Genomic DNA, 26311 nt, shown 5'->3' with positions numbered 1-26311 from the left:
CTCACGTCAGGGCAGACAGAAGCACCCCCGGCGCGCGCCACGGGATTTACCACGCCCACGGCGCGCGCCGAAGGCGCGCTGCGCTGCTGACCTGCCGATTCTCGGAGTGTGCGTTATGGGAGTTAGGTGCGATATCTTGACGCATATTCGACGCACGTGACGCACGTGACGCACGTTTGACGCACGAGCGAGCGGCTCAGATTCTGACGGGCAGTCACCTGTGATTGGTGACCGCCCGGCGGAGCTCTCAGTCGTGTGGCGGTGGGCATCTTGAAGAGGGCGGGGGACCGGCTGCCGAGCCGTTGGCTGACCCCGCCCAACTTGGCTCTCGGTGGTGACGTTCCGTGACGCTGGGCGGGCCGTCCTGTGGGTGACGTGTTCAGGGGCCGTAGGGGCTCCAGTGCCCGAGGGAGGGCTTCAGGTCGTCGGCTCGCGGCTCGGGGATGTTGGGCAACCGGGGTGGAGTTTCCAGGGGGTCGAGAGGCTCCACGGTGGCCGCGGCCCAGCTGATCCATGCTTCGGCTTCGGTTCTGGCCTTCCCCGGCGGCATGGCCTCGACTCGCGTGCGCACGGCGCTCACGTATTCGGTCAGTCGGGTGGCGTGGCGCCATGCCGCTTCCTGGGCTTCGAGGTGCCTGACGCGGTACGCCTCCGCGTACCGGAGGCGGGCCTCTTCCATGGCAGCTTCCCAGCGGATGCGCTTCTGGCGTGCCGCTTCGATCTCGTCGAGACGTCTGCGTTCTGCGGCTTCGCCGCGGAGGGTGACCTCCTGTGCGATCTCGGCGAGCTGCTCTTCGAGGGAGCGTCCGGGAGTGTCGGCCCATTCGCTCGCCCGGTGCGGTTGGCCGCCGCTGAGGACGAAGCGGAGACGCTCGGATGGGGTGTAGTCGAAGCGGGGGATCCTGGCCCAGGAGTCCTTCTTGGCCTCGGCGAGTTCCTTGTCGGTGGCGACGTGCTCGGTCCGGTCCTGCTCCTGGAGGACGAGGAACCCCACGGTCTGGCCCTGTGCGGTGATGGTGAAGTGGGGATTTGCCCTGCGGCGGCGATGGGATGGGGGTGCGAAGCCAGTCTGTCCTGCCGAACCGGAGTGTCCTTCGTTCTCGGCGGCGGCGATCAGTGCCTGGATGAGCCGGAGAGTACGTCCTTGGACGGGCTTGGTCAGGCCCAGCGGCTGAGGTTCGTTCTGCATGGCCCGGACCACGGGGAGCGGCCGCACGAGCCGCGAGGGCACGGGGACGGGTTCGAGGACGGCAAGGCGCCAGGCGGGGATGTCGACGAGCTTGATCTCGTACCCGCCACGGCACCAACCCCCGTAAAGCTCCTTCGTCTCCGGAATCCTTCCGGATCTGCGTGCCGCGGCGATCCGGGACGGCCAGTTCACGGAGTCGGGACCGCTGCCGCTCTTGACGATCCGGCCGCCTGCCTCCGCGAGCTCTTGCAGCAGCTGCTCCGTGAACGTCACGCGAGGCTGTGGGGGAGGGCTTGGCTTTCGCACGGAGGCCGGTGTTTCCTGCGCGCGGGTGGACGGGGGTTGTGGAGTGGCGGCCTGGGTTTTCTGTGGGCGCGAACCGCGGGGAGGGTACGTGCCGTGCGCCAGATAGTGCTGGCCGGCGCTTGTCAGTGCGACGTTCCACTGCCCGCCCTTCCGGGAGATCGTGACCAGGCTCCGGTTCTGCAGTGCCTGGCAGGTGGTCTTGTAGGAGCTGGTCTCCCAGACGTCGGCAGGGCACCCGGCTCCCACCCACTGCAACACCGAGAGCTGCCGCTCATTGACCCGCCGTTTCAATGGCCCGCCTTCGACTCGAGGTTGACGTACCACGGCGGCATGTTGTCAGTTCCGTTTGTCAGCGACGGGTGGTTCGAAACAATTCGCTCGAACGAGCGGGGGCTGACGTGGACCGTGTCTACGCGGCGATGGCGGGCAACGCCGACCGGTGCGCGGTGGGGTATTTGCCGAAGGGAGCGATGAGCTGCCATTGTGCGGGCGAACTGGGTGCCCGTGCGGGCGGCGATCTTCGCCGTCACCGGCAGCTCGGCCTCCGTGAGCTGCTGGCGAGTCAGCCCGGTGGCTGCGGTCGGGGCTTTCAGCCACTGAGCTTCGCGCGCAAGCGTTCGTTCTCCTTCTCCAGGGTCTTAACGCGTCGTTCGAGGTCGGCTCGTGTCGGCTTCTTCGGGGGCGGCGGAGGTGGAGGTTCTGTTGCTTCCGGTGGCTCGCAACGCAGTCCGATGGGTTCGAAGGCCACGATTGTTTGCCGGTCTTCCCCGCACTCAGAGCATCGCCTGCCGTATGACCCGGCGGAGAGGGGGTCGGTGTACGTGTAGTGCGCCTCGGTCTCGATGATGTGGCCGCAGTACAGCCGGACACGCCATCGCATGATCTCGTGGTCTGCCTTCTTGAAGGACTGCATCAGCTTCGCGACATCCTCGAACGCCTGGCGGCGACGCTCCGCCCTCGCCGGGTCCGCCCGGCATTTGGCGTTGTCCTCCTCGACCTGACGCCGAACCGACTCGCTGATCTCCTCGCTCTGCTTCTGACGGCGATGGTCCCTGCGGGTGAGTTCATACTCCTCCAACGGAACGCCGCTGCTCCGGTATTCGACTTCGCGCATGACGGCCAGCGTAGAAGCGGTGTCCACGCGGCCGTGGAGAAGAACGGTCTTGTCAACCAACTTGCGGATTCTGCCCATGAGTGACCGCAGGGGGCGTACTGGCCCCCGGGGGCCTCCGTAAAGCCGTGGATGGTTGATCGGATTCGCGGTCACAGGAGTCGCTGCAGGCTGTGTCGCGTACGCTCCGAGGCAGCCGCATATGCCCGTATGGTGCGGCGGCGGGCGGCTGCGGCGAGGGTGTTGGGGGCGGGGTTGTGGCTGGTGTGCTGGATGCGGGTAATCAGGGCACCCAGCCACCCGCCAGAGCCGAGGGCAAAATGGGTGACGAGGTTCCTTGCCAACGGCGCACCCATCTAGATCGGCACTCGGCCAGACTCCAGCTCACTCGCGCCCGCGACGGCGCGAGCCGCTCTGAAGTGAGCCATCGACGAAGGGCAGCCGGTGCGGCGGCAAACTTGGCTGCCTGTCAAAGCCGGTCACGGGTAAACGGGGAGTCAACTCTTCGTCAGTCCGTCCAGGCCACGTTGAGCACCGGTTCGGACGAAGCCTTCCGGGACTGATCGGGCCGTGCCGTTGTGCCGGGATCAGTGGGACGGTTGCGCAACACCGTTCCGGACGGAGGTCTGACTCATGACACCTTTGACCGAAGTGTCTTGTCACGGACTTGTCGACTGCCGTTGCGGGATGGTGCCTGCTGTCACCGAGCCACAGGGCGTGTCCCAATAGGGGCCTTGCCATCAATCAGGCGCCATCACGGTTCAGACCGCCCGACCAGGCCGGTGCCAGCCACCCAGCACGTCACCATGCGGGAGGCGGACCACCATGACACCCAGACAGCGCAGCACCCACTCCACCAGCACAGGCCCGCCCGCTTGGGGCGAGGTCGTCCTGGGGGTGGACACGCACGGCGAGGTCCATGTCGCCGCCGTTCTCTGCCCACTGGGTCAGATCCTGGGTACGAAGTTTTTTCCGGCCACGGCGGTCGGATACCGTTGGCTGCTCGCCTGGGCCCGCAAGTTGGGGACGGTGCGCCGGGCCGGTGTGGAGGGTACCGGCACCTTCGGCGCGGGCCTGTCCCGCTACCTGCTGGCGCAGCACGTTCAGGTGTTCGAGGTGAACCGGCCCGACCGCTCGGCCCGTCGTCTGCTCGGGAAGTCGGACCCGCTCGATGCGCAGGCTGCTGCGCGGGCCGTGCTGAGTGGTCGCGCCCGGGCGCGGGCCAAAACCGGCGACGGTCCGGTGCAGAGCGCCCGGATGTTCAAAATCGCCAAGGACTCCGCGGTCAAGGCCCGTACCCAGGCGATCAACCAGCTCAAGGCCGTCCTGGTCGTAGCCGACCCGGCTCTGCGGGAGCGGCTGTCCGACCTGGGTAACCGCGAGCTGTTCCGCACCTGCGCGTGCCTCAGCCCGCGCGACGGCGAGGGCGACGAGGATGCCGTCGCCCAGGCCACTCGCATCACCCTGAGGCTGCTGGCCGAGCGTATCGAGCAGCTCACGGGGCAGATCGATGAGCTGAATCAGCGACTGACCGGGCTCGTCGAACGCCATGCCCCGCAGCTGCTCGCGCCGATTGGTATCGGCCCGGACTCCGCTATCACGCTCCTGATCACCATGGGCGACAACCCTGAGCGGCTGAGCACTGAGGCGTCCTTCGCCGCCTTGTGCGGGGTCAGTCCCATCGAGTACTCCTCGGGCCGGCAGAGCTCGCGTCGCCTCAACCATGGCGGCGACCGGCAGGCGAATGCCGCTCTGCACCGCATCGTGTTCACCCGGCTGCGCCACGACCCGCGTACCCAGGCGTACTACGAGCGCCGCACCCAGGAGGGCAAAACCCGTCGTGAGATCATCCGTTGCCTCAAGCGATATGCCGCCCGCGAGGTCTTCAACCTGGTCCGGACGGTCTCCACCGACCCCCCGTAATAGGGGCGTCCGTGACAGATGAGAGGGTCGGACGGGTGAGCGAGACACCACCGAAAACGCTGCAATACCGCTGTGACGGGCCAGAAGACGCCCCTGTTCTGATCCTGGGTCCGTCACTGGGCACCACATGGCACATGTGGGACCGGCAGATCGCGGAGCTGTCCGAGCGCTGGCGGGTGATCCGGTTCGACCTGCCCGGCCACGGCGGCGCCCCCGCGCACCCCGCCACCTCCGTCACCGACCTCGCAGAGCGGCTGCTCGCCACCCTGGACCAGCTGGGGGTGCAGCGGTTCGGCTACGCGGGCTGCTCCATCGGCGGCGCGGTCGGCATCGAGCTGGCGCTGCGCCATCCGCACCGCGTGGCGACGCTGGCACTGGTCGCGGCGTCTCCGCGGTTCGGCACGGCTGACGAGTTCCGCCAGCGCGGTGTGGTCGTCCGCACCAACGGCCTGGACCCGATGGCGCGCAGCGCGCCCGAGCGCTGGTTCACCCAGGCCTTCGCCGCAGCCCAGCCGGCGATCGTCGAGTGGGCCGTCCAGATGGTCCGCAACACCGACCCCGGCTGCTACATCGCCGCCTGCGAGGCGCTCGCGGCCTTCGACGTCCGCGCCGAACTGGGCAGGGTCAGCGTCCCCACACTCGTCCTGGTGGGCTCGGAGGACCAGGTCACCGGCCCCGCGGAGGCCCGGACGATGGTCGCGGGGATACCGGACGCCCGGCTCGCGCTCGTGCCCGGCGCCTCCCATCTCGCCCCCGTCGAGCAGCCCGCCGCCGTCACGGATCTGCTCGCCCACCACTTCGCCACCGCCTGGCACGACACCCTCACGGCCTTCCCCGCCCCGCCCGCGCCCGTCATCTCCGCTCCCGTCGCCCCCGTGGCGGAGATCGCCCCCGCCTCGCCCGAGCAGCCGCAGGCCCACCACTCCGGCAGGACCGACCCGTACCAGGCGGGGATGAAGGTGCGCCGCGAGGTGCTCGGCGACGCGCACGTCGACGCGGTCATGGCCGATGACGACGACTTCACCGGCGACTTCCAGGAGCTGATCACCCGATACGCCTGGGGCGAGGTGTGGACCCGCGAGGGCCTCGACCGGCGCACCCGCAGCTGTGTGACGCTGACCGCCCTGGTCGCCGGCGGGCACCTGGAAGAGCTGGCCCTCCACACCAGGGCCGCGCTGCGCAATGGCCTGACCCCCGCGGAGATCCGCGAGGTACTGATCCACACGGCCGTGTACTGCGGCGTTCCGGCGGCGAACTCCGCGTTCAAGGTCGCGCAGGCTGTGATTCAGGAGGAGACGACACCGCGGGCATAGCAGGATGGGGGCATGAGGCTCACCAAGAAGACCCATGCCTGCGTGCAGCTCCAGAAGGACGGTCGGCGGCTGGTCGTCGACCCGGGCGGCTTCAGCGAGCAGGATGCCGCCGCGGGCGCCGACGTGCTCCTCGTCACCCATGAACACCCCGACCACTTCGACGAGGGCCGCCTGCGGGCGGCCCTGGAGACGAATCCGGCGGCCGCGCTGTGGACGCTGCGCAGCGTCGCGGACCGGCTCTCCGCGGCGTTTCCCGGCCGTGTCCACACGGTGGGGCACGGCGACTCGTTCACCGCGGCCGGCTTCGACGTGCAGGTGCACGGTGAGCTCCACGCGGTGATCCACCCGGACATCCCGCGGATCACCAACGTCGGCTTCCTCGTGGACGGATCCGTCTTCCACCCCGGCGACGCGCTCACCGTCCCCGACCACCCCGTCGACACGCTGATGCTGCCCGTGCACGCCCCGTGGAACAAGATCTCCGAGGTAATCGACTACGTGCGCGAGGTGCGGCCGCGGCGCGCCATCGACGTCCACGACGCCCTGCTCACGGACCTCGCCCGGCCGATCTACGACCGCCAGATCGGCGAGCTCGGCGGCGCGGAACACGGCCGGCTGACCCCTGGGGAGTCGCAGGACGTGTAAGGACGCGGCGGGCCAGGGGACTGTCGTACCTCGCCGTTAGGCTTTGAGCCATGCGTATCGCCACGTGGAACGTCAACTCGATCACCGCCCGGCTGCCCCGGCTGCTGGCCTGGCTGGAGAGCAGCGGCACCGATGTGCTGTGCGTCCAGGAGACCAAGTGCACCGAGGAGCAGTTCCCCGCCGACCAGCTGCGCGAGCTCGGCTACGAGTCCGCGGTCCACGCCACCGGCAGGTGGAACGGCGTGGCGCTGATCTCCCGGGTCGGCCTCGAGGACGTCGTCCGCGGTCTGCCCGGCGCCCCGGAGTACGAGGGCCTGCAGGAGCCGCGGGCGATCGCCGCGACCTGCGGCCCGGTCCGCCTCTGGTCGGTCTACGTGCCGAACGGCCGGGAGGTCGCCCATGACCACTACGGCTACAAGCTGCGCTGGCTGGAAGCCCTGTCCGTCGCGGTGACCGAGGACGCCGCGGGCGGGCGTCCGTTCGCCGTGCTCGGCGACTTCAACATCGCGCCGAGTGACGACGACGTGTGGGACCCGTCCTTCTTCGAGGGCATGACCCATGTGACGCCGCCGGAGCGGGCGGCGCTGGAGGAGCTGCGCAAGCGGGGCCTGTCCGATGTCGTGCCGCGCCCGCTGAAGTACGAGCACCCGTTCACGTACTGGGACTACCGTCAGCTGTGCTTCCCCAAGAACCGCGGCATGCGGATCGACCTCGTCTACGGCAACGAGCCCTTCGCGAAGGCGGTCAAGGACGGTTATGTGGACCGCGAGGAGCGCAAGGGAAAGGGCGCGTCGGACCATGCACCGGTTGTTGTCGATCTGGACACGTGAGGTTGGTTGACGCGCGCCCAGTGGTGCGCCCGGGCGCCGGGATGCGAGTCTTTGCAGTATGAACATCCCTTTCTTGGACCACTGGCTGGGGCGCCACAGCGACGAACGGGACAAGGGCAAGCCGGCCGCCGCCGAACATGATCCGGAGCGAGCGGCGGCCATCACCGAGCTGCTGTCCGAATGCGAGCTGCTGCGTGCCCGGGCCGGTCAGTCGGGGCTCGAACTGGACGATTCTCCCGGCTCCTTGGCGGCGCTGGATCAGCTGCCGCCGCGCTGGCGCGACGATCCGGAGGAGCTGCCGTGGCTGGGGAACGACGCGGGTCTCTACCTCGGCACCGTGATCGTTCGCACGGTGCCCGGTGCGGCGTGGCACATCTGGCCGGGCGGCCACCCTGTGGTGCGGCTCGCCTCCGGCCGGGAGATCAGCGTGGTCGAAGCAGGGGTGGAATGGGCGTTCAACGGAGCGCCCCAGCTGTCGCAGGTCTACGGCGAGGCGGCGGAAGCCTGACCGTCCTCGCAAGCCCGCCCGTATTCCGTGTTCATGAGGTTCTATATTAATACGGCTTATGCCCTACTTATGCGTGTCGGGTGTAAGTCCCTTGGAGCGCTGGATAGTTTGCGCTGACCTCGACACACAGCTGAGAGTGGGTAGGGCAGCGTATGGCCGTCGATCCGTTGATCGAGCTGCGTGATGTCAACAAGCACTTCGGGCAGTTACACGTTCTCCGGGACGTCAACCTCACCGTCGGCCGTGGGGAGGTGGTTGTGGTCATCGGACCGTCCGGCTCGGGAAAATCGACGCTGTGCCGGGCCATCAACAGGCTCGAGACCATCGAGTCGGGCCGCATCACCGTCGACGGGCAGCCGCTCCCGGAAGAGGGCAAGGCCCTCGCGAAGCTCCGCGCCGACGTCGGCATGGTCTTCCAGTCGTTCAATCTCTTCGCGCACAAGACCGTGCTGGCGAACGTCTCCCTCGGTCCGGTCAAGGTCCGCGGGCGCAAGAAGGAAGACGCCGAGCGCCGCTCGCGTGAACTGCTCGAGCGCGTCGGGCTCGCCGATCAGGCGGACAAGTTCCCCGCCCAGCTCTCCGGCGGCCAGCAGCAGCGCGTGGCCATCGCCCGCGCCCTGGCCATGGACCCCAAGGTCATGCTCTTCGACGAGCCGACCTCTGCCCTCGACCCCGAGATGATCAACGAGGTGCTGGAGGTGATGCAGCAACTCGCCCAGGAGGGAATGACCATGGTCGTCGTCACCCATGAGATGGGCTTCGCCCGCTCCGCCGCCAATCGCGTCGTCTTCATGGCCGACGGCCGCATCATCGAGGACCGCACGCCCGAAGCCTTCTTCACCGACCCTCGGACCGACCGGGCCAAGGACTTCCTCTCCAAGATCCTCAAGCACTGACTGCCCCCGAGCACTGACTGCCGTGGGTTCCCCCTGGCCCGACGGGCGGGAGCGGGAGGCGGCAGAGGTTCATGGAGCACCACCCGCTCCCCTGTGTGAGGCAGGGGACCCCAGCCGGCAGCAGCCGGTGATCACTCCTGGCGCAGCGGGACCGACAGATACGAGGGGTCGGCCGCGGGCGAGGAGAAGGTCAGCTGCGCGCCGGCCGGGTTGTGCTCGATGTAGAGCGGGTCGACTGTGTCGACGACCACGGCGAGACGGTGGCCGGCCGGTACGTCGTAGGCGGTGGAGAACAACTCCAGGTCCACGGCGAACGGCTGACCGGGCGTCTTGCCGTGGAAGGTGTACGGCGCGCCTGCGACCAGCTTGCCGAGGCCGAGCGGGCCCACGTCGTAGAGATGGGCGACGAGGGTGCCGCTCTCCTTGGTGCTCGTGACCGTGGTGTGCAGCTTCGCCGTGCCCCGGACCTGCTGGGTGCTGCCGTAGCGCTGCGACTGCCACACGGCAGCGAACGAGCGCGGCAGCAGCGGGATCGACGCCATGGGCGGCAGCTTGACGAACTGGTCGAGCATGCTGGACAGGAAGATGACCCCGCCGTTCGCCCCGGAGTCGATGTTGGCGCGGATCCGCGGCGACCCGCCCAGCTCGATCTTCCGCCGGTCGGCGCCCACCGACTTCCAGTCGGGGTAGGTCTCGTACCCGCCGGTGGAGCGGGTCTTGATGCGTACGGGCTGCTCGCGGTCGACTCCGTTGTCGACGCCCTTGAGGTGGTGGTCGAACCAGCGGTGGGCGCTGGTCCAGGTGTCGTTGGGCAGGCCGAGCAGGCCGGCGGCCTCCGCGGTGGCGTGGTCGCCCGGGCGGAACTCGAGGCGCTTGGGGACGCTGAGCCGCTCGTAGAAGTCGGCGTACTGGTTGGGCGGGAAGAGCGAGTCGCCCCATGCGTTGCCCAGCATGATCGCGGCGCCGTTGGCGTTGATCTCGTCGAGATGTGCTGCGGGGGAGCGCCGGCGTCCCCACGCGATCATGTCCTGCTCCCTGGCCAGGTTGGAGGTCAGGAAGTCGGACATGACCTGCTGGAGTTCGGCGCTCGGGCGGCCGGTGAGATAGCCGGTGCCGCTGAGCAGGGCGGCGGCCTGGAGGTGCTGGGTGCGGCCGCTGTAGATGGAGTCGATGAGGTCGGCCCAGCCGCTGAGCGCGGCGACGGCCTTGATGCGCTTGTCCTTCGCGGAGGCGAGCAGGCTGATGCCCGCGCCGTAGGAGACGCCCGCCATGCCGACTCTGTCCGGATCGGCCGGCGTGTTGGCCAGCGCCCAGTCGATGACCTTGGACGCGTCGGCGATGTCGGGTGGCCCGGCGGTCTCGATCTCGCCGCCGGACTGCCAGAAGCCGCGGGAGTTGTAACTCACCACCACATAGCCCGAGTCGGCGAGCCTCCTCGCTTGGGCAAGGTACTCGACCTGCGGCGTCGCCCAGCTGGTGGGGAGCACGATGACCGGATAGGCCCGATGGCCGTCCCGGTCCGCGGGCGTGGCGACGTTGGCCTTGAGCACCGTTCCGCCGTCGCCCTCGATGTCGACGAAGCGGATGCCGGGGGAGGCGGTGGCGCTGTCCTGCTGGGTCAGGGCCGGGGCGGCGGGGGCTGCGGCGGTGGTGGAACCGGCGAGCAGCGCGGCGGAGGCCGTACCGATGGCAGTGGTGCGCAGAGCCTTGCGAGGAAGTCCCACGGGTCACTCCTGACTCATCTGTCCCTACGAAGTGACCCGACGGTAATGGGGAGGTGCTACTGGAGGTAACTCCCCAGTAAGTTACGCCAGCGTAACAATTATTGGACGTCGTGTCAGTGGGGTGCGCGCCGAGAAAGGGCCCCAAGTGACTGCTCCTGAGCGGGTGTGCCGGTGGCCGGAAATCGCCTCGTCCGGTACGCCGTCCGGGGACCTGCCCGAGAAGCCGCGGACCAGCACTGTTGTGGTGTTCCGCAAGAGCCGCCGAACGGGAGGCGCCGTGGTCCCCTTCCCGCTGCCCCACTCCCTGCACGGCTCCGGCCCGCACGGCGTGCTCGCCGTCCACGGCTGGTTCGCCGACCGCTCCGCCTACGACAGCCTTCTCCCCGACATCGACCGGCGCAGCTTCACCTACGTCCTCCCCGACCTGCGGGTTATGGCGAGGCGCGGGACGCGCAGGGCGCGTACACGACCTCCGAGGGCGCCGCCGACCTGCTCGCTCTCGCCGACCGGCTCGGCTGGCAGACGTTCGAAGCCGCCGGGGGCGGCGCTGCGGACGACTTCATCAACGGGATCAAGTCGCTGCCGCTGACCACCGTATGAGGGCCGGGGGTCAGGACGCCGCCCGGTGGGAGGTGCGGGCCGCCACAGGCGCGGGCGCCTGCGCGGCCCGCGTCACGTCGGCGACCAGCTCGACCACGTCGGGGCCGTACGCCTGCGAGTTGATCACCTTGAGCAGCAGACAGAACGAGCCGTTGCCGTGCTTGCGGGCGAGCTTCACATGGTGGCGGGCCAGATAGCGACCGGCCGCCTGGTTGGTTATCGCACGCTGGCCGCAGAACAGGAACACCGGCCGCGAGTCCTGCCCGGCGGTCAGCCGCGCCAGCAGCACGTACTCGGACGAACCCGGCTCCATGCGGTACCGCTCGGAGCCGATCTGGAACGAGACCTGGTCCGGCCCCGGTTCGGCATCGAGGTTCACCTTCACGCCCGGCAGCATGCTGCTCAGATGCGCTGCCATACGGCGGTTCGACCCGGGGCCGCCCACGCAGAACTCGGTGCGCTCACCGAAGCCCTGCTGCGCCGTGTCGTGCCAGACGATCTGGGCCTTCGCCCCGCAGTCCTTGATGAGCGCTGCCAGCTCCAGCAGCGCGAAGACGTCGAAGCGGTGCACCGAACCGTCGCGCCCCGCCTCACGGTTGACGACGAGCAGGGACTCGGAGTTCGGCGGCAGCCCGAAGAACGCCTGCTTGCGCCGCAGCCGGCGCCGCCACAAGTAGGTGCGGGCGAGCCAGCCGAGCGCGGCACTGATCCCCGCTGCCACCACCCCGAGCACGATGTTGCGTACGTCGTCAGTCATGGGCGCGCATGTTAGCGGTGCTGCGCACCGTTGTTCGAGCCGGTCCTGTCCGTGGGGCCCGAGGAAAGTTACGCTGCGGCGACACCGGCTGACTGGAGGTACGAATGCGTCGCTCCACCGCACGGAATGCATCGGTCGTGGCCCTTGCCGCGGCCGTCGTCTCGATCGGTGCGGCAGCCCCGCCCACGCATCACTCCCCGCCGACCGCGCCCCCCGCCAAGTCGCCCGTCGCCGTCGGCCACGGCGGAGCGGTCGCGAGCGTCGACCCGGACGCCTCCGCCGCCGGGATCGAGGTGCTGCGCAACGGCGGCAACGCGGTCGACGCGGCGGTGGCCACCGCCGCGGCGCTCGGCGTGACGGAACCGTACTCGGCGGGCATCGGCGGTGGCGGCTACTTCGTCCACTACGACGCCAGGACCCGTGCCGTGCACACCATCGACGGCCGCGAGACCGCGCCGCGCTCGGCCGACGCCGCGCTCTTCCTGGAGAACGGCCGACCCGTCCCGTTCGCGGAGGCCGTGACCAGCGGCCTCGGCGTCGGCACACCGGGCACGCCCGCCACGTGGGACGCCGCGCTCGACGCATGGGGCAGCAGGCCGCTGGGCGAACTGCTCAAGCCGGCGGAGCGGCTGGCGAAGCACGGCTTCACCGTCGACGAGACCTTCCGCTCGCAGACCGCGGCCAACGAGGCGCGCTTCCGTGACTTCCCCGACTCCGCGGAGCTGTTCCTGCCCGGCGGCCGGCTGCCGGTCGTCGGCTCGGTCATCCGGAACCCGGATCTGGCCCGTACCTACAAAAAACTCGGACGCGAGGGCGTGAGCGCGCTCTACGCGGGCGACCTCGCCGAGGACATCGTGCGCACCGTGCGCAAGCCACCGGTGGCCGCGGACGCCGCACGGGTGGTCCGGCCGGGCGACCTGACAAAGCGCGACCTCGCGGCGTACGAGACGGTGCGCCGCACACCGACGAAGGTGTCGTACCGCGGCCTGAACGTGTACGGCATGGCACCGTCGTCCTCCGGCGGCACCAGCGTCGGTGAGGCGCTCAACATCCTGGAACGCACCGACCTGTCGGAGGTCTCGAAGGAGCAGTATCTGCATCGGCTGATCGAGGCGAGCCGGATCGCCTTCGCCGACCGGGGGCGATGGGTCGGCGACCCGGCCTTCGAGGACGTGCCGGTCGAGGGGCTGCTGTCGCAGCGGTTCGCCGACTCCCGCGAATGCCTGATCCAGGACGACGCGGTGCTCTCGAGCCCGCTCGCACCCGGCGACCCGCGCCGGCCCGCACCGTGCGAGGCCACGGGCAAGGCTGCCCCGACGACGTACGAGGGTGAGAACACCACCCATCTGACGACCGCCGACAAGTGGGGCAACGTCGTCGCCTACACCCTGACCATCGAGCAGACGGGCGGCAGCGCCATCACCGTCCCGGGGCGCGGTTTCCTGCTCAACAACGAGCTGACGGACTTCTCGTTCGCTCCGGCCGACCCTGCGGTCCACGACCCGAACCTGCCCGGTCCCGGCAAGCGGCCGCGTTCCTCCATCTCGCCGACGATCGTGCTGGACCACCACGGCCGTCCCGTGCTGGCGCTCGGATCACCCGGCGGCGCGACCATTATCACGACAGTGCTCCAGACGCTGACGGGCCATCTCGACCGGGGCCTGCGGCTCGTGGACGCGATCGCCGCACCCAGGGCGAGCCAGCGCAACCAGCCGACGACGGAGCTGGAGCCGGAGTTGTGGAACGACAGCCTGCTGCGGAAGCGGCTGGAGGCCATCGGGCACTCCTTCCGGCTGAACCCGGAGATCGGCGCGGTCACCGGCATCCAGCGGCTCCCGGGCGGGCGCTGGCTCGCGGCGGCGGAGAGGGAGCGGCGCGGCGGCGGCTCCGCGATGGTGGTGCACCCGTCCCGCTGAACGGGCGGCGGAGGTGTCCTGACCGGGTCGGCGGCCCGGCCAGGGCACTGCTCCTGGGCCGGTCGGCCGCCTCCTGAGGGACGGGTGCTCGAACGCGCGTCCGTAGTCAAGGTCACCCGAACGGCGCTTTCATTCGGGCCGGTCGGTGCCGGCGGCGGTAGGAAAGCTTTCGACAGAAAGGCTTCCTCGTGCATATTCGAAACATCACCCTCGCCCTTGCCATGAGCACCGTTGTGCTCGGAACGACGGCACTGCCCGCAGCCGCGTACGCCGGCGCGGTGCCACCGCCGCCCGCACCCGACGACCACCGTGCGGCCGGCTACGGTGTCGACGCGGACGACCTGCTGGACTCGCTCGGACGCTGCTACCGGATATCCGACGGCAGGTACAGCACCGACAGCGGCAGGCCGGAGAACATACCCGTCTGCGACCACGGCTCCGCCGTGTCGTGGAAGGCCGACATGGACATCGACTGCGACGGCCGGCGCACCGCGCGCTGCAATGAGGACACCGATCCGTCGTACCTGCCGACGACATCCTTCACCCAGTCGGACGGCCGGTACCTGAACTCGGAGAGGCTGCCGTTCATCGTCGTACCGATGCCGAGCTCGACCTGGGACTACCGGAGGTCCGGCATCCGCGGCGGCTCGCTCGCCGCGATCGTCTACAAGGGCAGGGTCCAGTACGCGGTCGTGGGGGACGTCGGGCCGGCCGGGATCATCGGAGAGGCGTCGTACAGCGCGGCGAAGGCGCTCGGAATCGACCCGGACCCCGCGACGGGCGGCGTGCCCTCCGGTGTCACGTACATCGTGTTCAAGGACTCCCGGGTCTCGCCGATCGAGAGCCGGTCCGCCGCCGAATCGCTCGGCGAATACCTGGCCGAGCGATTCGTGTACGGAGACTGAGCGGGCGGAGATGCCTCTCCTGGCTCAACAGTCCTTGAGCACAGGGGACTTGATCGCCCAGCATCTCCGGCGGCAGCCGTGCGGCACTACAGCGCCGTGAGGATCCGCGGGCCGTCGTCCGTGATCGCGACCGTGTGCTCGGCATGGGAGGCGCGACTGCCGTCCGCCGTGCGCACGGTCCAGCCGTCCCGCGCCGTGAACGTGTCGTCGTGGCCGCCCGCGATCAGCATCGGCTCGATCGCCAGGACCATGCCGTGCCGCAGGGGCATCCCCCTGCCGGGCCGCCCCTCGTTCGGCACGCCCGGGTCCTCGTGCATGGTCCTGCCCACGCCGTGGCCTCCGTGCCCGTCGGGGATGCCGTAACCCGCCGAGCGGCACACCCGGCCCACGGCGTGGGCGATGTCGCCGATGCGGTTGCCGACGACGGCCGCCGCGATGCCCGCGTCGAGGGCTTCCTCCGCCGCGGCGATCAGCCGCAGGTCCTTCGGCCTGGCGCGTCCGACGGTGAAGCTGACGGCCGCGTCGCCGACCCAGCCGTCCAGGACGGCGCCGCAGTCGACGCTGACCAGATCGCCGTCGCGGAGCGCGTACTCGCCCGGGATGCCGTGGACGACGGCGTCGTTGACGGAAACACACAGCACGGCGGGGAAGGGGGCGGGTGCCCAGTGCGGGTGGTAGCCGAGGAAGGGGGATCCGGCTCCGGCCTCTTCGAGGACCGCGCGGGCCGCCCCGTCGAGGTCACGGAGCCTCACGCCCACGTCGGCGGCCTTCCGTGCGGCCGCGAGCGCTTGGGCCACGATGCGGCCCGCCTCACGCATCGCCTCGATCGATGTATCGCTCTTGATCTCCACCATGCTCCAATTACTATACCGGTCGGAGCGGTATTTCAATACCGGCATTAGAATACCGGCATGGTTCGCACACCTCTCACCCCCGAAGAGCGCGAACGCGGCGAACGACTGGGCCGGCTCCTGCGCCAGGCGCGCGGCGACCGCAGCATGGTCGACGTCGCCGCGGCCGCGGGACTCTCCGCGGAGACGCTGCGCAAGATCGAGACCGGCCGTGCCCCGACGCCCGCGTTCTTCACCGTCGCCGCGCTCGCCGCGGCGCTCGGCCTGTCCATGGACGAACTCGTCGTGCGCTGCGCACTCGTGCCCGCGGTGTGACGCCGGCGGGCGGCCCCCGTCCCGTGGCTGCCGGCGCCCCTGTTCGGCGGCGGCGGGTACCGCGTAGTCTCGCGGCGTGAGTGCCGACAAGTTCGCCAGCGCCAAGTACGTCAGTCTGACCACCTTCCGCAAGAACGGGACCGGGGTGGCCACGCCCGTGTGGTTCGCCGTGGACGGCGGTGAGTTGTTCGTCTGGACCCGGTCCGACTCCTGGAAGGTCAAGCGCCTTCGGAACGACAGCCGGGTCGTGGTCACCGTCTGCGACGCGCGCGGCAAGATCGAGGACGGCGCGCCCACGGCGGAGGGCACCGCCCGGCTGCTCGACGCCGCCGGGACCGGCGCGGTACGCACGTTGCTGTCCCGCAAGTACACCTGGAAGTTCTGGGTCGTCGACTGGCCCGCGATGGTGGCGCGCCTCGGCAAGCGGCCGCACACGGGTATCGCCGTCACATTCTGAAAACGGGCCGTAGCAGCCCTGTAACACCACTGCGGTCCAATGCCTGCGGTGCCCTCGGAACGGAGGGCTCCAGTCGGCGGTGAGGCAGGGGCGGCGATGACCGAGCATCAACTCCCGGTTGAGGCGGAGACGTTCGCGCGGTACCTCGGGGAGCTGGTGGCACGACTCGACCCCGACGACGGCTGGTGCGCCGTCTTCCGGCAGCGGGACCCCGAGGGGATGCGGGCCTGTCTGGACGGCGTGGAGGTCCCGCCCTGGGACGTGGTCGAGTCCCTGCTCCAGGACCTGTCCGGCGGGCAGGGGGCGGAGCCCGCGCAGGCGGGCGCGCTGCACGCTTCGGCTGCGGCGGCACACGACCGGCTGCCGGGCGGGCGCGAGAGGCTGGAAGAACGCCTCGAGTTGATGCGCCGCGAGCGGCTGCGCGCCCAGGCCAGGGCCGAGGAACTGCTGAGGCTCCTGCCGAACCATGCGGAAGCCTCGCCGGAGGCGGAACGCCTCGCCCACGAACTGGCCTGGATCCGCGACGACCACGCCCGCGCGGTCCGTCGTACAACGGAACTGGAGTCCCGTCTGTCGGCCCTGTCCGCTGCGCTCGACCCGCCCGCGCCCTCCTTCGTGGACCGGCCGCCCGAAGGCCCCGACGGGGCGCAGCCCTCCGTAACGCAGCCCTCGGTAACGCAGCGCCCCGTCCGGCAGCTTCAGCAAGAGGACGGATGGGTTGGGGCGCCCTCGGGCACCGAAGAAACACCCGCGCCCGCCACCGGAGCCGACCATGCTTCAGCGGGACCCGGCCAAGCACCCAAGGCCCCGACGCGCAAGAAGAAGCCCCGCAAGCGCGGTGGCGCCCGGTTCGCCGGGGTCGAGGACGCGGGGGAGGACGCCGTCGCCGTGCCCCTGCTGCCCGTTGGCGCGGACACGCCTCGCGGCGCCCGCTACGGCGGTGCCCCCGAATCGCCGGCCCCTGCGGACCCCGCGCCCACCCCCGAGGGGGCGGAGCGCGCCGCCAGGGACACCGTCGCCGCCCTCGGGCGGCTGCGCGCCCAAGGGCGCGGTGGCGAGGCGCACGCCCTGATCTGCGAGGCCGCCGCCCGCCCCGCGGCCTGGCTGCCGGCGCTCGCCGACGAACTGAACCGCTCCGGGCTCGCCGCCGACTGGGCCACCCTGCTCTGGGAGGCGGCGTCGCAGCCGGCCCTACGGCTCGCCGCGGCCGCCGACGCGCTCATCGCGGCGGGCCGTGACGACGACGGCAGGCAGCTTCTGCGGCAAGGGGTGTTCCGCGCCGCCGACGAGATAGCGGACGCGGTCCTCGTGCTCGAGGACGGGGGCATGTCCCGTCGCGCCCGCTCCCTGCTGGCCGCGTTCGTGCAGGTCCGTACGGCCGCGGACACCGCCGCCGTCGCCGTGCGGCAACCCGCCCGTCTTGTGCCCCTGCTGCTCGCAGCCGCCCGTGGGGTGTCACCGGCGCGGGAGCGCGATGTCGTCCACGCACTGCGTGTGGGCGGACACCTCAGCGGCTGAAACTGTCCGATGTCGACCGCTCGGGTGCGAAACAAGATCGACTCAGCGGGTTCACGACGATGGTCTTGCCCCAGTGTGTGACGAGGCTTACGTTCTCCTTCTACGCCCTGTGTCTACGTGCGTAGAAGCTCTCTGGCGTCCCGTCGAAGGAGCAGCTCATGGCCACTGTCGTACGCGCCGCACTCGTCCAGGCCACCTGGACCGGCGACACCGAATCCATGATCGCCAAACACGAGGAACACGCCCGCGAGGCGGCCCGGCAGGGCGCCAAGGTCATCGGTTTCCAAGAGGTGTTCAACGCGCCCTACTTCTGCCAGGTCCAGGAGCCGGAGCACTACCGCTGGGCGGAGCCCGTCCCGGACGGTCCGACGGTCCGGCGGATGCAGGAGCTCGCCAGGGAGACCGGCATGGTGATCGTGGTCCCCGTCTTCGAGGTCGAGGGCGCGGGCTTCTACTACAACACCGCGGCCGTGATCGACGCCGACGGCAGTTACCTCGGCAAGTACCGCAAGCACCACATCCCCCAGGTCAAGGGCTTCTGGGAGAAGTACTACTTCAGGCCCGGCAACCTCGGCTGGCCGGTTTTCGACACCGCGGTCGGCAAGGTCGGCGTGTACATCTGCTACGACCGCCACTTCCCCGAAGGCTGGCGCCAACTCGGCCTCCAGGGGGCCCAGTTGGTCTACAACCCGTCGGCCACCCACCGCGGCCTCTCGTCCCACCTCTGGCAGCTGGAACAGCCCGCCGCCGCCGTCGCCAACGAGTACTTCGTCGCCGCCATCAACCGCGTCGGCATCGAGGAGTACGGCGACAACGACTTCTACGGCACCAGCTACTTCGTCGACCCCCGCGGTCAGTTCGTCGGCGACCTCGCCGGTGACAAGGAAGAGGAACTGGTCGTCAGGGACCTCGACTTCGATCTGATCGAATCCGTACGGCAGCAGTGGGCCTTCTACCGTGACCGCCGCCCCGACGCGTACGGGGGGCTGGTGCAGCCGTGACCGACCTGCACGAGCGGCACAGGGCCGTCATCCCCGACTGGGTGGCGCTCTACTACAAGCGGCCGATCGAGATCACGCACGGCGAAGGCCGGCATGTCTGGGACGCGGACGGCAACCGTTACCTCGACTTCTTCGGCGGCATCCTCACCACCATGACCGCGCACGCGCTGCCCGAGGTCACCAAGGCGGTGACCGAACAGGCCGGGCGGATCATCCACACCTCCACGCTCTACCTCAACCGCCCCATGGTGGAGCTCGCGGAGCGGATCGCCGCCCTGTCCGGCATCCCCGACGCCCGCGTCTTCTTCACCACCTCCGGCACCGAGGCCAACGACACCGCCCTGCTGCTCGCCACCGGCCACCGCCGCTCCAACCAGATCCTGGCGATGCGCAACAGCTACCACGGCCGGTCGTTCTCCGCGGTCTCCATCACCGGCAACCACGCCTGGTCGCCGACGAGCCTGTCGCCGCTGCAGACCCTCTACGTGCACGGCGGCGTCCGCACCCGCGGCCCCTTCGCGCACCTGTCGGACGCGCAGTTCGTCGAGGCGTGTGTCGCCGACCTCGAGGACCTGCTCGGCCACACCCACGACGTGGCCGCGCTGATCGCGGAGCCGGTGCAGGGCGTCGGCGGCTTCACCTCACCGCCGGACGGCCTGTACGCCGCCTTCCGGGAGGTGCTCGACCGGCACGGCATCCTGTGGATCTCCGACGAGGTGCAGACCGGCTGGGGACGCACCGGTGAGCACTTCTGGGGCTGGCAGGCCCACGGCCGGAACGGCCCGCCGGACATCCTCACGTTCGCCAAGGGCATCGGCAACGGTATGTCCATCGGCGGAGTCGTCGCCGGCGCCGAGATCATGAACTGCCTCGACGCCAACTCCATCTCCACCTTCGGCGGCAGCCCGATCACCATGGCCGCCGGCGTCGCGAACCTCAACTACCTCCTGGAGCACGACCTCCAGGGCAACGCCCGACGGGTCGGCGGCCTGCTGATCGAGCGGCTGCGCGCCATCGCCGCCGGGGTGCCGGCGGTGCGTGAGGTACGGGGCCGCGGACTCGTGATCGGCATCGAGCTGGTGAAGCCCGGCACGGACGAGGCCGACCCGCAGGCGGCCGCGGCCGTCCTCGAGGCCGCCCGCGAGGGCGGACTGCTGATCGGCAAGGGCGGCGGTCACGACACCAGCGTCCTGCGCATCGCGCCGCCCCTTTCACTGACCGTCGCCGAAGCGGAAGAAGGCGCCTCCGTCCTCGAACAGGCCCTGCGCAGCCTCTGGAGCGGCCCCAGTCACATGAGGAGACCATGAGCAACCGCACCCTGATCCGTGGCGGACTTGTCGTCACCGCCGCCGACGAGATGCACGCCGACGTCCTCGTCGAGGACGGCCGGATCGCCGCGCTCGCCGCGCACCACTCGCCCGCCGCGCAGGCCTGGACGGCGGACCGCACGATCGACGCGACCAACAAGTACGTCATCCCGGGCGGCGTCGACGCGCACACCCACATGGAGCTCCCGTTCGGCGGGACCTTCGCCTCCGACACCTTCGAGACCGGTACCCGTGCGGCCGCCTGGGGCGGCACGACCACCATCGTGGACTTCGCCGTGCAGTCGGTCGGCCGGTCGCTGCGCGAGGGCCTGGACGCCTGGTACGCCAAGGCCGACGGCAACTGCGCCATCGACTACGGCTTCCACATGATCCTCTCCGACGTCAACGAGACCTCGTTGAAGGAGATGGACCGGCTGGTGGAGGAGGGCATCACCTCCTTCAAGCTCTTCATGGCCTACCCCGGCGTCTTCTACAGTGACGACGGCCGGATCCTGCGCGCCATGCAGCGCTCCGCCGTCAACGGCGGCCTGATCATGATGCACGCGGAGAACGGCATCGCCATCGACGTCCTCGTCGAGCAGGCCCTCGCCGAGGGCCGCACCGACCCCCGTTACCACGGCGAGGTCCGCAAGGTGCTGCTCGAGGCCGAGGCCACCCACCGGGCGATTCAGCTCGCCCGGGTCGCCGGCGCGCCGCTGTACGTCGTGCACGTCTCGGCCGAGGAGGCCGTCGCGGAGCTCGTCCAGGCCCGCGACAAGGGGCTCAACGTCTTCGGCGAGACCTGTCCGCAGTACCTCTTCCTGTCCACCGACAATCTCGCGGAGCCGGGCTTCGAGGGCGCCAAGTACGTCTGCTCCACACCACTGCGGCCGCGCGAGCACCAGGCCGCCCTGTGGCGGGGGCTGCGCACCAACGACCTCCAGGTCGTCTCCACCGACCACTGCCCGTTCTGCTTCAGCGGCCAGAAGGAACTGGGACGCGGCGACTTCTCCAAGATCCCCAACGGCCTGCCGGGCGTGGAGAACCGGATGGACCTCCTCCACCAGGCCGTCGTCGACGGGCACATCAGCCGGCGCCGCTGGATCGAGATCGCCTGTGCGACCCCGGCCAGGATGTTCGGCCTCTACCCGAAGAAGGGCACCATCGCGCCCGGCGCCGACGCCGACGTCGTCGTCTACGACCCGCACGCCCAGCAGACCCTCTCGGCCGAGACCCATCACATGAACGTCGACTACTCGGCGTACGAGGGCCGGCGTGTCACCGGCCGGGTGGAGACCGTCCTGTCGCGCGGCGAAGTGGTCATCGACCAGCGGACCTTCACCGGCCGTGCGGGCCACGGCGTCTACACCCCGCGCTCCACCTGCCAGTACCTCACCTAGGGGCCTCGACATGGACTTCGGACTCGTTCTGCAGACCGACCCGCCCGCATCTGCGGTCGTCGGACTGATGCGGCGCGCGGAACGCAACGGCTTCCGCTACGGCTGGACCTTCGACTCCGCGGTGCTGTGGCAGGAGCCGTTCGTCATCTACAGCCGCATCCTGGAACACACCACGCATCTCACCGTCGGCCCCATGGTCACCAACCCGGGCACCAGGACCTGGGAGGTCACCGCCTCCACCTTCGCCACGCTCAACGAGATGTACGGCAACCGGACCGTGTGCGGCATCGGCCGCGGCGACTCGGCGATGCGCGTCGCCGGCCGTAAACCCAACACCCTGGCCAGGCTCGGCGAGGCGATCGACGTCATCCGGGACCTCGCCGAAGGGCGAGAAGCGGTCGTCGACGGAAACCCGATCCGGATCCCCTGGGTTCGGGACGGGAAGCTGCCGGTGTGGATGGCGGCCTACGGCCCCAAGGCGCTGGCCCTCGCCGGGCAGAAGGCGGACGGCTTCATCCTGCAGCTCGCCGATCCGTTCCTCACCGAGTGGATGATCAAGGCCGTCCGGCAGGCCGCCGCCGACGCGGGCCGCGACCCGGACACGCTCACCATGTGCGTGGCGGCACCCGCTTACGTCGGGGACGACCTGGCACACGCCCGTGACCAGTGCCGCTGGTTCGGCGGGATGGTCGGCAACCACGTCGCCGACCTCGTCTCCCGCTACGGCGATCACTCGGGGATGGTTCCCGAGGCGCTGACCGCGTACATCAAGGACCGGCAGGGCTACGACTACAGCCATCACGGCCGGGCCGACAATCCCTCCACCGACTTCGTGCCCGACGAGATCGTCGACCGCTTCTGTCTGCTCGGCCCGGCCGAGGCCCATGTCGAGAAGCTGCGGAGGCTGCGGGAGCTGGGCGTGGACCAGTTCGCCGTGTACGCCATGCACGACGCCAGGGAGGCCACCATCGACGCCTACGGTGCCGAGATCATCCCCGCGGTCGAGCAGTAGCTCCGAGGGATCCTCCCGGCAAATCGGCAAAGTAATGACGCCGGCGCTCCCCAGAGCCGACTGGGGAGCGCCGGAGTGCGGGAGGCCGATGAAGCCGGCCGGCCGTCAGGGACGGCTGGTGAGGTAGCCGCCCATGGAGGTGAAGTACTCGGTCGCCGACAGCTCCTGGCCGTCCTCGGTACGGACGCGTGTGATGGCCAGGCCGTGGTTGCGGCCCGTGCGGGCGTCGGCTCCCGCGACGATCGCGACGCCTTCGCCCTCGCGGTAGAAGATGCGGCCGGGGGTGCCGCCGTAACGGCCCTCGGACACCACGGCGGAGAGCACTTCGAGGCGCTTGCCCTTGTGGAAGGTGAACGCCGCCGGGTACGGGGCTGACTGTGCGCGGATCAGGCGCTCCAGGTCCTCGGCGGGCCAGTCCCAGTGGATCCGGATGTCCTCTTCTGAGCGCTTGTGGAAGAAGCTGGCCTGGGAGCGGTCCTGCTTGGTGAACTCGGCCTGCCCGGAGGCGATGAGGTCCAGGGCGCCGACCGTGACGGGGGCGATGAGGTCGACGGTCTTGTGGAACAGGTCGGTGGTGGTGTCCGTGGGCTCCACCGTCACCGCCCGCTGGTCCACGATGTCGCCCGCGTCGAGCACCTCGTCCATCATGTGGGCCGTGACGCCGACTTCCCGCTCTCCGTTGATGAGGGCCCAGATCAGTGGCGAGAATCCGGCGTACTTCGGCAGCAGCGAGTCGTGGATGTTCAGCGTGCCGTGACGAGGCAGGGTGTAGATCCGTGGCGGGATCCACGTGCGCCAGTTGTTGGCCACGATGATGTCCGGGTCGGCCTCCTTGAGCCGCTGGAACAGCTCCTCGTCGTCCGGCCTGTTGCGGATGACGACGGGGACGCCGTGCTCCTCGGCGAGGTCGGCGACCGAGTCGCTCCAGATCTTCTCGTAGGCGTGCTCGCTCTTGGGGTGGGTCACGACCATCACCACGTCGTGCTCGGAGTCCAGGAGAGCTTGCAGGGTGCGGTGCCCCCAGGTCTGGTAACCGAACATGACGACCCGCATGGGGTTCCTCCTCAGAAGAGCGAATGACCGCGCCAAGTAAAGCAAGCCTTACCTAAGGGTGCAACATGCCCCGGTTTAAGGTCCGTTCGGTGCCGGGGTCGGCTGCATGTCCGTTTCGTCCTGTCGACAGGTCGGTTCAGGTCAGGTTAGCTTTACCTAAGTTCGGCTGGCCGGCGTCAACGGCGGGCTCGGCGTCTCGTTCTTTTCATCCACGCCTGACAGGCGGCTGTCCCGCACGATGGGAGTGACATGTCACAGGTTCTTCCTGGCGACGCACCTCTGATCCACGACCTCATAGGAATCGGCTTCGGGCCCTCCAATGTGGCCATGGCGATCGCGCTCAGCGAGCACAACGCGAGCGTGGGGAGGCAGGAGGCGGTCACTGCTCACTTCTTCGAGCGTCAGCCCAGCTTCGGGTGGCACCGCGGCATGCTGATCGACGACGCGACGATGCAGGTGTCCTTCCTCAAGGACCTGGTGACGCTGCGCAACCCGTCCAGCGAGTACACCTTCCTGCGCTACCTGCAGAGCAAGGGCCGGCTGATCGACTTCGTCAACCACAAGAACCTCTTCCCGCTCCGCGTCGAGTTCCACGACTACTTCGAGTGGGCCGCGGCGAAGGTCGACGACATGGTCTCCTACGGCCACGAGGTCATCTCCGTCGAACCCGTCGTACGCGACGGAGTGGTGGAGTACCTCGACGTGACGGCCCGTTCGGAGTCGGAGACGGTGGTCCACCGCGCCCGCAACCTCGTGATCGGCACGGGGCTGCGGCCCCTCATGCCGGAGGGCGTCGAGCGGAGCGACCGGGTCTGGCACAACTCGGACCTGCTCTCGAAGGTGGACGGCCTCGAGGGCGCCGACCCCACCCGCTTCATCGTGGTCGGCGCCGGCCAGAGCGCGGCAGAGAACGTGGCGTATCTGCACCGCCGGTTCCCTCAGGCCGAGGTCTGCGCCGTCTTCTCCCGCTACGGCTACAGCCCCGCCGACGACAGCAGTTTCGCCAACCGCATCTTCGACCCCCAGGCGGTCGACGAGTACTTCACGGCCCCGGACGACATCAAGCGCCGGCTGATGGACTACCACGGCAACACCAACTACTCCGTGGTGGACATCGACCTGATCGACGACCTGTACCGGCAGGCGTACCAGGAGAAGGTCCTCGGCACCGAGCGGCTGCGCTTCCTCAACATCTCGCGCCTGACCGGCGTCGAGGAGGCCGGGGACAGCGTCCGCGCCACCGTCACGTCCCTGGTCACCGGCGACGAGAAGGTGCTGGACGCCGACGTCGTGGTCCTCGCCACCGGTTACAGCCAGGCAGACCCCATCGGTCTGCTCGGCGAGGTCGGGGACCGCTGCCACCGAGACGGCCAGGGCCGTCTCCGGGTCGAGCGGGACTACCGCATCACAACGGACCCAGAACTGCGCTGCGGCATCTACCTCCAGGGCGGCACCGAGCACACCCACGGCATCACGTCGTCGCTGCTCTCCAACACCGCGATCCGGGTCGGCGAGATCCTGGACTCCGTCCGTGACCGCGGACTGGCGCCTGCCCGAAGCGAGTCCCGGCCCGTCGCCGACGGTATCGGCTCGGTCCGCTGAGGCTCCCTCGTACCCACGACCCTTCCCGGGTCGAGCCCCCCACTCGCTCCGCCCGCCTCGTAGCGCCGTCGTACAAGGCAGATGGGGCACGCACTGTGAAAACCCCCGTGAAAGGAACATCCGTGTCCACTGGTACACGTCCCGCTCTGACGCGGCTCGTCAGACACATTCCCCGTGTGGCCGTCGCCACCGTCGCCGCGCTTGCTCTGTCCGCCTGTGGGGGCGGGACCGAGAAGACGGAGTCCAAGCCTTCGGGCGAGGCGAGCAGCAAGTCGGCCGCCTTCCCGGTGACCGTGGAGCACAAGTACGGCAGCACGACGATCGACGCGGAGCCGAAGAGGGTCGTCACCCTGGGTCTGTCGGACCAGGACGCGGTCCTGGCGCTCGGCGTCAAGCCGGTCGGAGCGGTCGACTGGTTCAAGGAGACGCCGTACGGCAAGTGGCCGTGGGCGAAGGACAAGTGGGGGACCACGAAGCCCGAGATCGTCGGTGAGCGTGACGAGTACAACATCGAGAAGATCGCGGCGCTGAAGCCCGACCTCGTCGTCGCCCAGTACTCGGGCATGAAGAAGGAGCAGTACGACACGCTCTCGAAGTTCACCAAGGTCGTCGCCCAGCCCAAGGGGCTCCCGGACTACGGGGCGTCCTGGCAGGTCATGACCCGCCAGATCGGCAAGTCCCTCGGCAAGGACGCGGAGACCGAGAAGCTGATCGCCGGCATCGACGCCCGTTTCAAGGCCGTCCGCGACAAGCACCCCGAGTTCGCCGAGAAGACCCTCGCCGTCGCCGACAGCTTCGAGGCCGGCAAGTACTCGGCCTTCACCAAGACCGACCCGAAGGCGATCTTCTTCTCCGAGCTCGGCTTCAAGCTGAAGCCCGAGATCGACAAAATGGCCAAGCCGGGCTGGAACGTCGCCGAACTGAGCGCCGAGAAGCTGAACGTGCTCGACGTCGACCGCCTCGTCTGGGTCACCTCCAGCACCGAGGCCGACAACCGCATCAAGGCCGAGCCGCTCTACAAGAAGCTGAAGGTCAACCAGGAGAAGCGTGATCTGTTCGTGCCCTACCAGGACCCGGACATCGGCGCGGCCTTCTCCTTCAACACCGTCCTGTCGATCCCTTACGCCATCGACGAGGTCGAGCCGCTGATCGCGGCCATCAAGTAAACGCCG

General features: G+C 69.4%; 23 protein-coding genes and 1 pseudogene. 18 read left to right on the top strand and 6 right to left on the bottom strand.

The window, feature by feature from the left end; all coding sequences use genetic code 11:
• Nucleotides 1-379 precede the first annotated feature (379 nt).
• Both ACZ4SA_RS25885 and ACZ4SA_RS25880 read right to left on the bottom strand, forming a co-directional pair.
• Nucleotides 380-1462 (bottom strand): hypothetical protein, encoded by a 1083-nt coding sequence (locus tag ACZ4SA_RS25885; protein WP_468278859.1) that lies wholly within the window; start codon nucleotides 1460-1462, stop codon nucleotides 380-382.
• A gap of 622 nt (nucleotides 1463-2084) precedes the next feature.
• Complete coding sequence (locus tag ACZ4SA_RS25880; RefSeq protein WP_468278856.1) at nucleotides 2085-2609, bottom strand: hypothetical protein; 525 nt, start codon at nucleotides 2607-2609, stop codon at nucleotides 2085-2087.
• Nucleotides 2610-3431: 822 nt separating this feature from the next.
• Here ACZ4SA_RS25880 and ACZ4SA_RS25875 point away from each other — a divergent pair.
• From ACZ4SA_RS25875 to ACZ4SA_RS25850, 6 genes are all read left to right on the top strand, one after another.
• Nucleotides 3432-4529 carry an IS110 family RNA-guided transposase gene (locus tag ACZ4SA_RS25875; RefSeq protein ID WP_468278854.1) on the top strand — a complete coding sequence of 366 codons (1098 nt, stop codon included), beginning with the start codon at nucleotides 3432-3434 and terminating at the stop codon, nucleotides 4527-4529.
• A gap of 35 nt (nucleotides 4530-4564) precedes the next feature.
• Nucleotides 4565-5842 (top strand): bifunctional 3-oxoadipate enol-lactonase/4-carboxymuconolactone decarboxylase PcaDC, encoded by a 1278-nt coding sequence (gene pcaDC / locus ACZ4SA_RS25870; RefSeq protein ID WP_468278852.1) that lies wholly within the window; start codon nucleotides 4565-4567, stop codon nucleotides 5840-5842.
• Nucleotides 5843-5854: 12 nt separating this feature from the next.
• Nucleotides 5855-6487 (top strand): MBL fold metallo-hydrolase, encoded by a 633-nt coding sequence (locus tag ACZ4SA_RS25865; RefSeq protein ID WP_468278850.1) that lies wholly within the window; start codon nucleotides 5855-5857, stop codon nucleotides 6485-6487.
• 50 nt (nucleotides 6488-6537) lie between these two features.
• Nucleotides 6538-7317: an exodeoxyribonuclease III gene (locus ACZ4SA_RS25860; RefSeq protein ID WP_468278848.1), complete on the top strand. Its 780-nt coding sequence runs from the start codon at nucleotides 6538-6540 to the stop codon at nucleotides 7315-7317.
• 58 nt (nucleotides 7318-7375) lie between these two features.
• On the top strand, nucleotides 7376-7825 hold the full coding sequence (locus ACZ4SA_RS25855; RefSeq protein WP_468278845.1) for a DUF6278 family protein: 450 nt from the start codon (nucleotides 7376-7378) through the stop codon (nucleotides 7823-7825).
• A gap of 152 nt (nucleotides 7826-7977) precedes the next feature.
• Complete coding sequence (locus ACZ4SA_RS25850) at nucleotides 7978-8721, top strand: amino acid ABC transporter ATP-binding protein (protein WP_468278842.1); 744 nt, start codon at nucleotides 7978-7980, stop codon at nucleotides 8719-8721.
• A 131-nt stretch (nucleotides 8722-8852) separates the two neighbouring features.
• Here the strand turns inward: ACZ4SA_RS25850 and ACZ4SA_RS25845 are convergent, their stop codons facing one another.
• Nucleotides 8853-10445, bottom strand: a complete 1593-nt coding sequence (locus ACZ4SA_RS25845; protein ID WP_468278840.1) for an alpha/beta fold hydrolase — start codon at nucleotides 10443-10445, stop codon at nucleotides 8853-8855.
• 277 nt (nucleotides 10446-10722) lie between these two features.
• Between ACZ4SA_RS25845 and ACZ4SA_RS25840 the strand changes: the two are divergent.
• Nucleotides 10723-10994 (top strand): annotated as a pseudogene (locus ACZ4SA_RS25840) (alpha/beta fold hydrolase); the annotation flags it as partial.
• A gap of 61 nt (nucleotides 10995-11055) precedes the next feature.
• Here ACZ4SA_RS25840 and ACZ4SA_RS25835 read toward each other — a convergent pair.
• Complete coding sequence (locus tag ACZ4SA_RS25835) at nucleotides 11056-11802, bottom strand: hypothetical protein (protein ID WP_468278837.1); 747 nt, start codon at nucleotides 11800-11802, stop codon at nucleotides 11056-11058.
• 104 nt (nucleotides 11803-11906) lie between these two features.
• Here ACZ4SA_RS25835 and ggt point away from each other — a divergent pair, with 104 nt between their 5' ends.
• The gene (gene ggt / locus ACZ4SA_RS25830; protein WP_468278834.1) at nucleotides 11907-13718 is read left to right on the top strand and encodes a gamma-glutamyltransferase; all 1812 of its coding nucleotides are present in this window, start codon (nucleotides 11907-11909) and stop codon (nucleotides 13716-13718) included.
• Between the two features lie 221 nt (nucleotides 13719-13939).
• Nucleotides 13940-14623 (top strand): glycoside hydrolase family 75 protein, encoded by a 684-nt coding sequence (locus ACZ4SA_RS25825; protein ID WP_468278831.1) that lies wholly within the window; start codon nucleotides 13940-13942, stop codon nucleotides 14621-14623.
• An 86-nt stretch (nucleotides 14624-14709) separates the two neighbouring features.
• Here ACZ4SA_RS25825 and map read toward each other — a convergent pair whose 3' ends face one another.
• The gene (map, locus tag ACZ4SA_RS25820) at nucleotides 14710-15477 is read right to left on the bottom strand and encodes a type I methionyl aminopeptidase (protein ID WP_468278867.1); all 768 of its coding nucleotides are present in this window, start codon (nucleotides 15475-15477) and stop codon (nucleotides 14710-14712) included.
• A 57-nt stretch (nucleotides 15478-15534) separates the two neighbouring features.
• Here map and ACZ4SA_RS25815 point away from each other — a divergent pair, with 57 nt between their 5' ends.
• From ACZ4SA_RS25815 to ACZ4SA_RS25785, 7 genes are all read left to right on the top strand, one after another.
• Nucleotides 15535-15789: a helix-turn-helix domain-containing protein gene (locus ACZ4SA_RS25815; RefSeq protein ID WP_468278829.1), complete on the top strand. Its 255-nt coding sequence runs from the start codon at nucleotides 15535-15537 to the stop codon at nucleotides 15787-15789.
• A gap of 76 nt (nucleotides 15790-15865) precedes the next feature.
• On the top strand, nucleotides 15866-16246 hold the full coding sequence (locus ACZ4SA_RS25810) for a PPOX class F420-dependent oxidoreductase (protein ID WP_468278827.1): 381 nt from the start codon (nucleotides 15866-15868) through the stop codon (nucleotides 16244-16246).
• A 96-nt stretch (nucleotides 16247-16342) separates the two neighbouring features.
• On the top strand, nucleotides 16343-17764 hold the full coding sequence (locus ACZ4SA_RS25805) for a hypothetical protein (RefSeq protein ID WP_468278826.1): 1422 nt from the start codon (nucleotides 16343-16345) through the stop codon (nucleotides 17762-17764).
• A 158-nt stretch (nucleotides 17765-17922) separates the two neighbouring features.
• Nucleotides 17923-18765 carry a nitrilase-related carbon-nitrogen hydrolase gene (locus ACZ4SA_RS25800; protein ID WP_468278825.1) on the top strand — a complete coding sequence of 281 codons (843 nt, stop codon included), beginning with the start codon at nucleotides 17923-17925 and terminating at the stop codon, nucleotides 18763-18765.
• The gene (locus tag ACZ4SA_RS25795) at nucleotides 18762-20072 is read left to right on the top strand and encodes an aspartate aminotransferase family protein (protein ID WP_468278822.1); all 1311 of its coding nucleotides are present in this window, start codon (nucleotides 18762-18764) and stop codon (nucleotides 20070-20072) included. The genes ACZ4SA_RS25800 and ACZ4SA_RS25795 overlap by 4 nt, the downstream gene beginning before the upstream one ends.
• Nucleotides 20069-21472 (top strand): dihydropyrimidinase, encoded by a 1404-nt coding sequence (gene hydA, locus ACZ4SA_RS25790; protein ID WP_468278819.1) that lies wholly within the window; start codon nucleotides 20069-20071, stop codon nucleotides 21470-21472. Before ACZ4SA_RS25795 ends, hydA begins: the two co-directional genes overlap by 4 nt.
• 10 nt (nucleotides 21473-21482) lie before the next feature.
• Nucleotides 21483-22484 carry a TIGR03842 family LLM class F420-dependent oxidoreductase gene (locus tag ACZ4SA_RS25785; RefSeq protein WP_468278817.1) on the top strand — a complete coding sequence of 334 codons (1002 nt, stop codon included), beginning with the start codon at nucleotides 21483-21485 and terminating at the stop codon, nucleotides 22482-22484.
• 105 nt (nucleotides 22485-22589) lie between these two features.
• On the opposite strand, the gene ACZ4SA_RS25780 is transcribed toward ACZ4SA_RS25785, so the two are convergent.
• Nucleotides 22590-23537 carry a methionyl-tRNA formyltransferase gene (locus ACZ4SA_RS25780; protein ID WP_468278814.1) on the bottom strand — a complete coding sequence of 316 codons (948 nt, stop codon included), beginning with the start codon at nucleotides 23535-23537 and terminating at the stop codon, nucleotides 22590-22592.
• A gap of 249 nt (nucleotides 23538-23786) precedes the next feature.
• On the opposite strand from ACZ4SA_RS25780, the gene ACZ4SA_RS25775 reads away from it, so the two are divergent.
• Entirely contained in the window at nucleotides 23787-25139 is a 1353-nt protein-coding gene (locus tag ACZ4SA_RS25775; RefSeq protein WP_468278811.1) for a lysine N(6)-hydroxylase/L-ornithine N(5)-oxygenase family protein, read from the top strand.
• A gap of 176 nt (nucleotides 25140-25315) precedes the next feature.
• The gene (locus ACZ4SA_RS25770) at nucleotides 25316-26305 is read left to right on the top strand and encodes an iron-siderophore ABC transporter substrate-binding protein (RefSeq protein WP_468278809.1); all 990 of its coding nucleotides are present in this window, start codon (nucleotides 25316-25318) and stop codon (nucleotides 26303-26305) included.
• Nucleotides 26306-26311: the final 6 nt, after the last annotated feature.

Source organism: Streptomyces sp. NPDC027962 (assembly GCF_055566095.1).
The sequence above is the reverse complement of the archived record's forward strand: the minus strand, read 5'-3'. Positions and strand labels throughout refer to the sequence as shown.

Excerpts from the sequence above, each read along its gene's own strand:
- ACZ4SA_RS25865 (WP_468278850.1), top strand. The coding sequence starts at position 5,855 with ATGAGGCTCACCAAGAAGACCCATGCCTGCGTGCAGCTCCAGAAGGAC.
- ggt (WP_468278834.1), top strand. The coding sequence starts at position 11,907 with ATGCGTCGCTCCACCGCACGGAATGCATCGGTCGTGGCCCTTGCCGCG.
- ACZ4SA_RS25800 (WP_468278825.1), top strand. The coding sequence starts at position 17,923 with ATGGCCACTGTCGTACGCGCCGCACTCGTCCAGGCCACCTGGACCGGC.
- ACZ4SA_RS25780 (WP_468278814.1), bottom strand. The coding sequence starts at position 23,537 with ATGCGGGTCGTCATGTTCGGTTACCAGACCTGGGGGCACCGCACCCTG.
- hydA (WP_468278819.1), top strand. The coding sequence starts at position 20,069 with ATGAGCAACCGCACCCTGATCCGTGGCGGACTTGTCGTCACCGCCGCC.
- ACZ4SA_RS25805 (WP_468278826.1), top strand. The coding sequence starts at position 16,343 with ATGACCGAGCATCAACTCCCGGTTGAGGCGGAGACGTTCGCGCGGTAC.
- ACZ4SA_RS25860 (WP_468278848.1), top strand. The coding sequence starts at position 6,538 with ATGCGTATCGCCACGTGGAACGTCAACTCGATCACCGCCCGGCTGCCC.
- map (WP_468278867.1), bottom strand. The coding sequence starts at position 15,477 with ATGGTGGAGATCAAGAGCGATACATCGATCGAGGCGATGCGTGAGGCG.
- ACZ4SA_RS25875 (WP_468278854.1), top strand. The coding sequence starts at position 3,432 with ATGACACCCAGACAGCGCAGCACCCACTCCACCAGCACAGGCCCGCCC.
- ACZ4SA_RS25835 (WP_468278837.1), bottom strand. The coding sequence starts at position 11,802 with ATGACTGACGACGTACGCAACATCGTGCTCGGGGTGGTGGCAGCGGGG.
- ACZ4SA_RS25850 (WP_468278842.1), top strand. The coding sequence starts at position 7,978 with ATGGCCGTCGATCCGTTGATCGAGCTGCGTGATGTCAACAAGCACTTC.
- ACZ4SA_RS25880 (WP_468278856.1), bottom strand. The coding sequence starts at position 2,609 with ATGCGCGAAGTCGAATACCGGAGCAGCGGCGTTCCGTTGGAGGAGTAT.
- ACZ4SA_RS25815 (WP_468278829.1), top strand. The coding sequence starts at position 15,535 with ATGGTTCGCACACCTCTCACCCCCGAAGAGCGCGAACGCGGCGAACGA.
- ACZ4SA_RS25785 (WP_468278817.1), top strand. The coding sequence starts at position 21,483 with ATGGACTTCGGACTCGTTCTGCAGACCGACCCGCCCGCATCTGCGGTC.
- ACZ4SA_RS25855 (WP_468278845.1), top strand. The coding sequence starts at position 7,376 with ATGAACATCCCTTTCTTGGACCACTGGCTGGGGCGCCACAGCGACGAA.
- ACZ4SA_RS25825 (WP_468278831.1), top strand. The coding sequence starts at position 13,940 with ATGAGCACCGTTGTGCTCGGAACGACGGCACTGCCCGCAGCCGCGTAC.
- ACZ4SA_RS25775 (WP_468278811.1), top strand. The coding sequence starts at position 23,787 with ATGTCACAGGTTCTTCCTGGCGACGCACCTCTGATCCACGACCTCATA.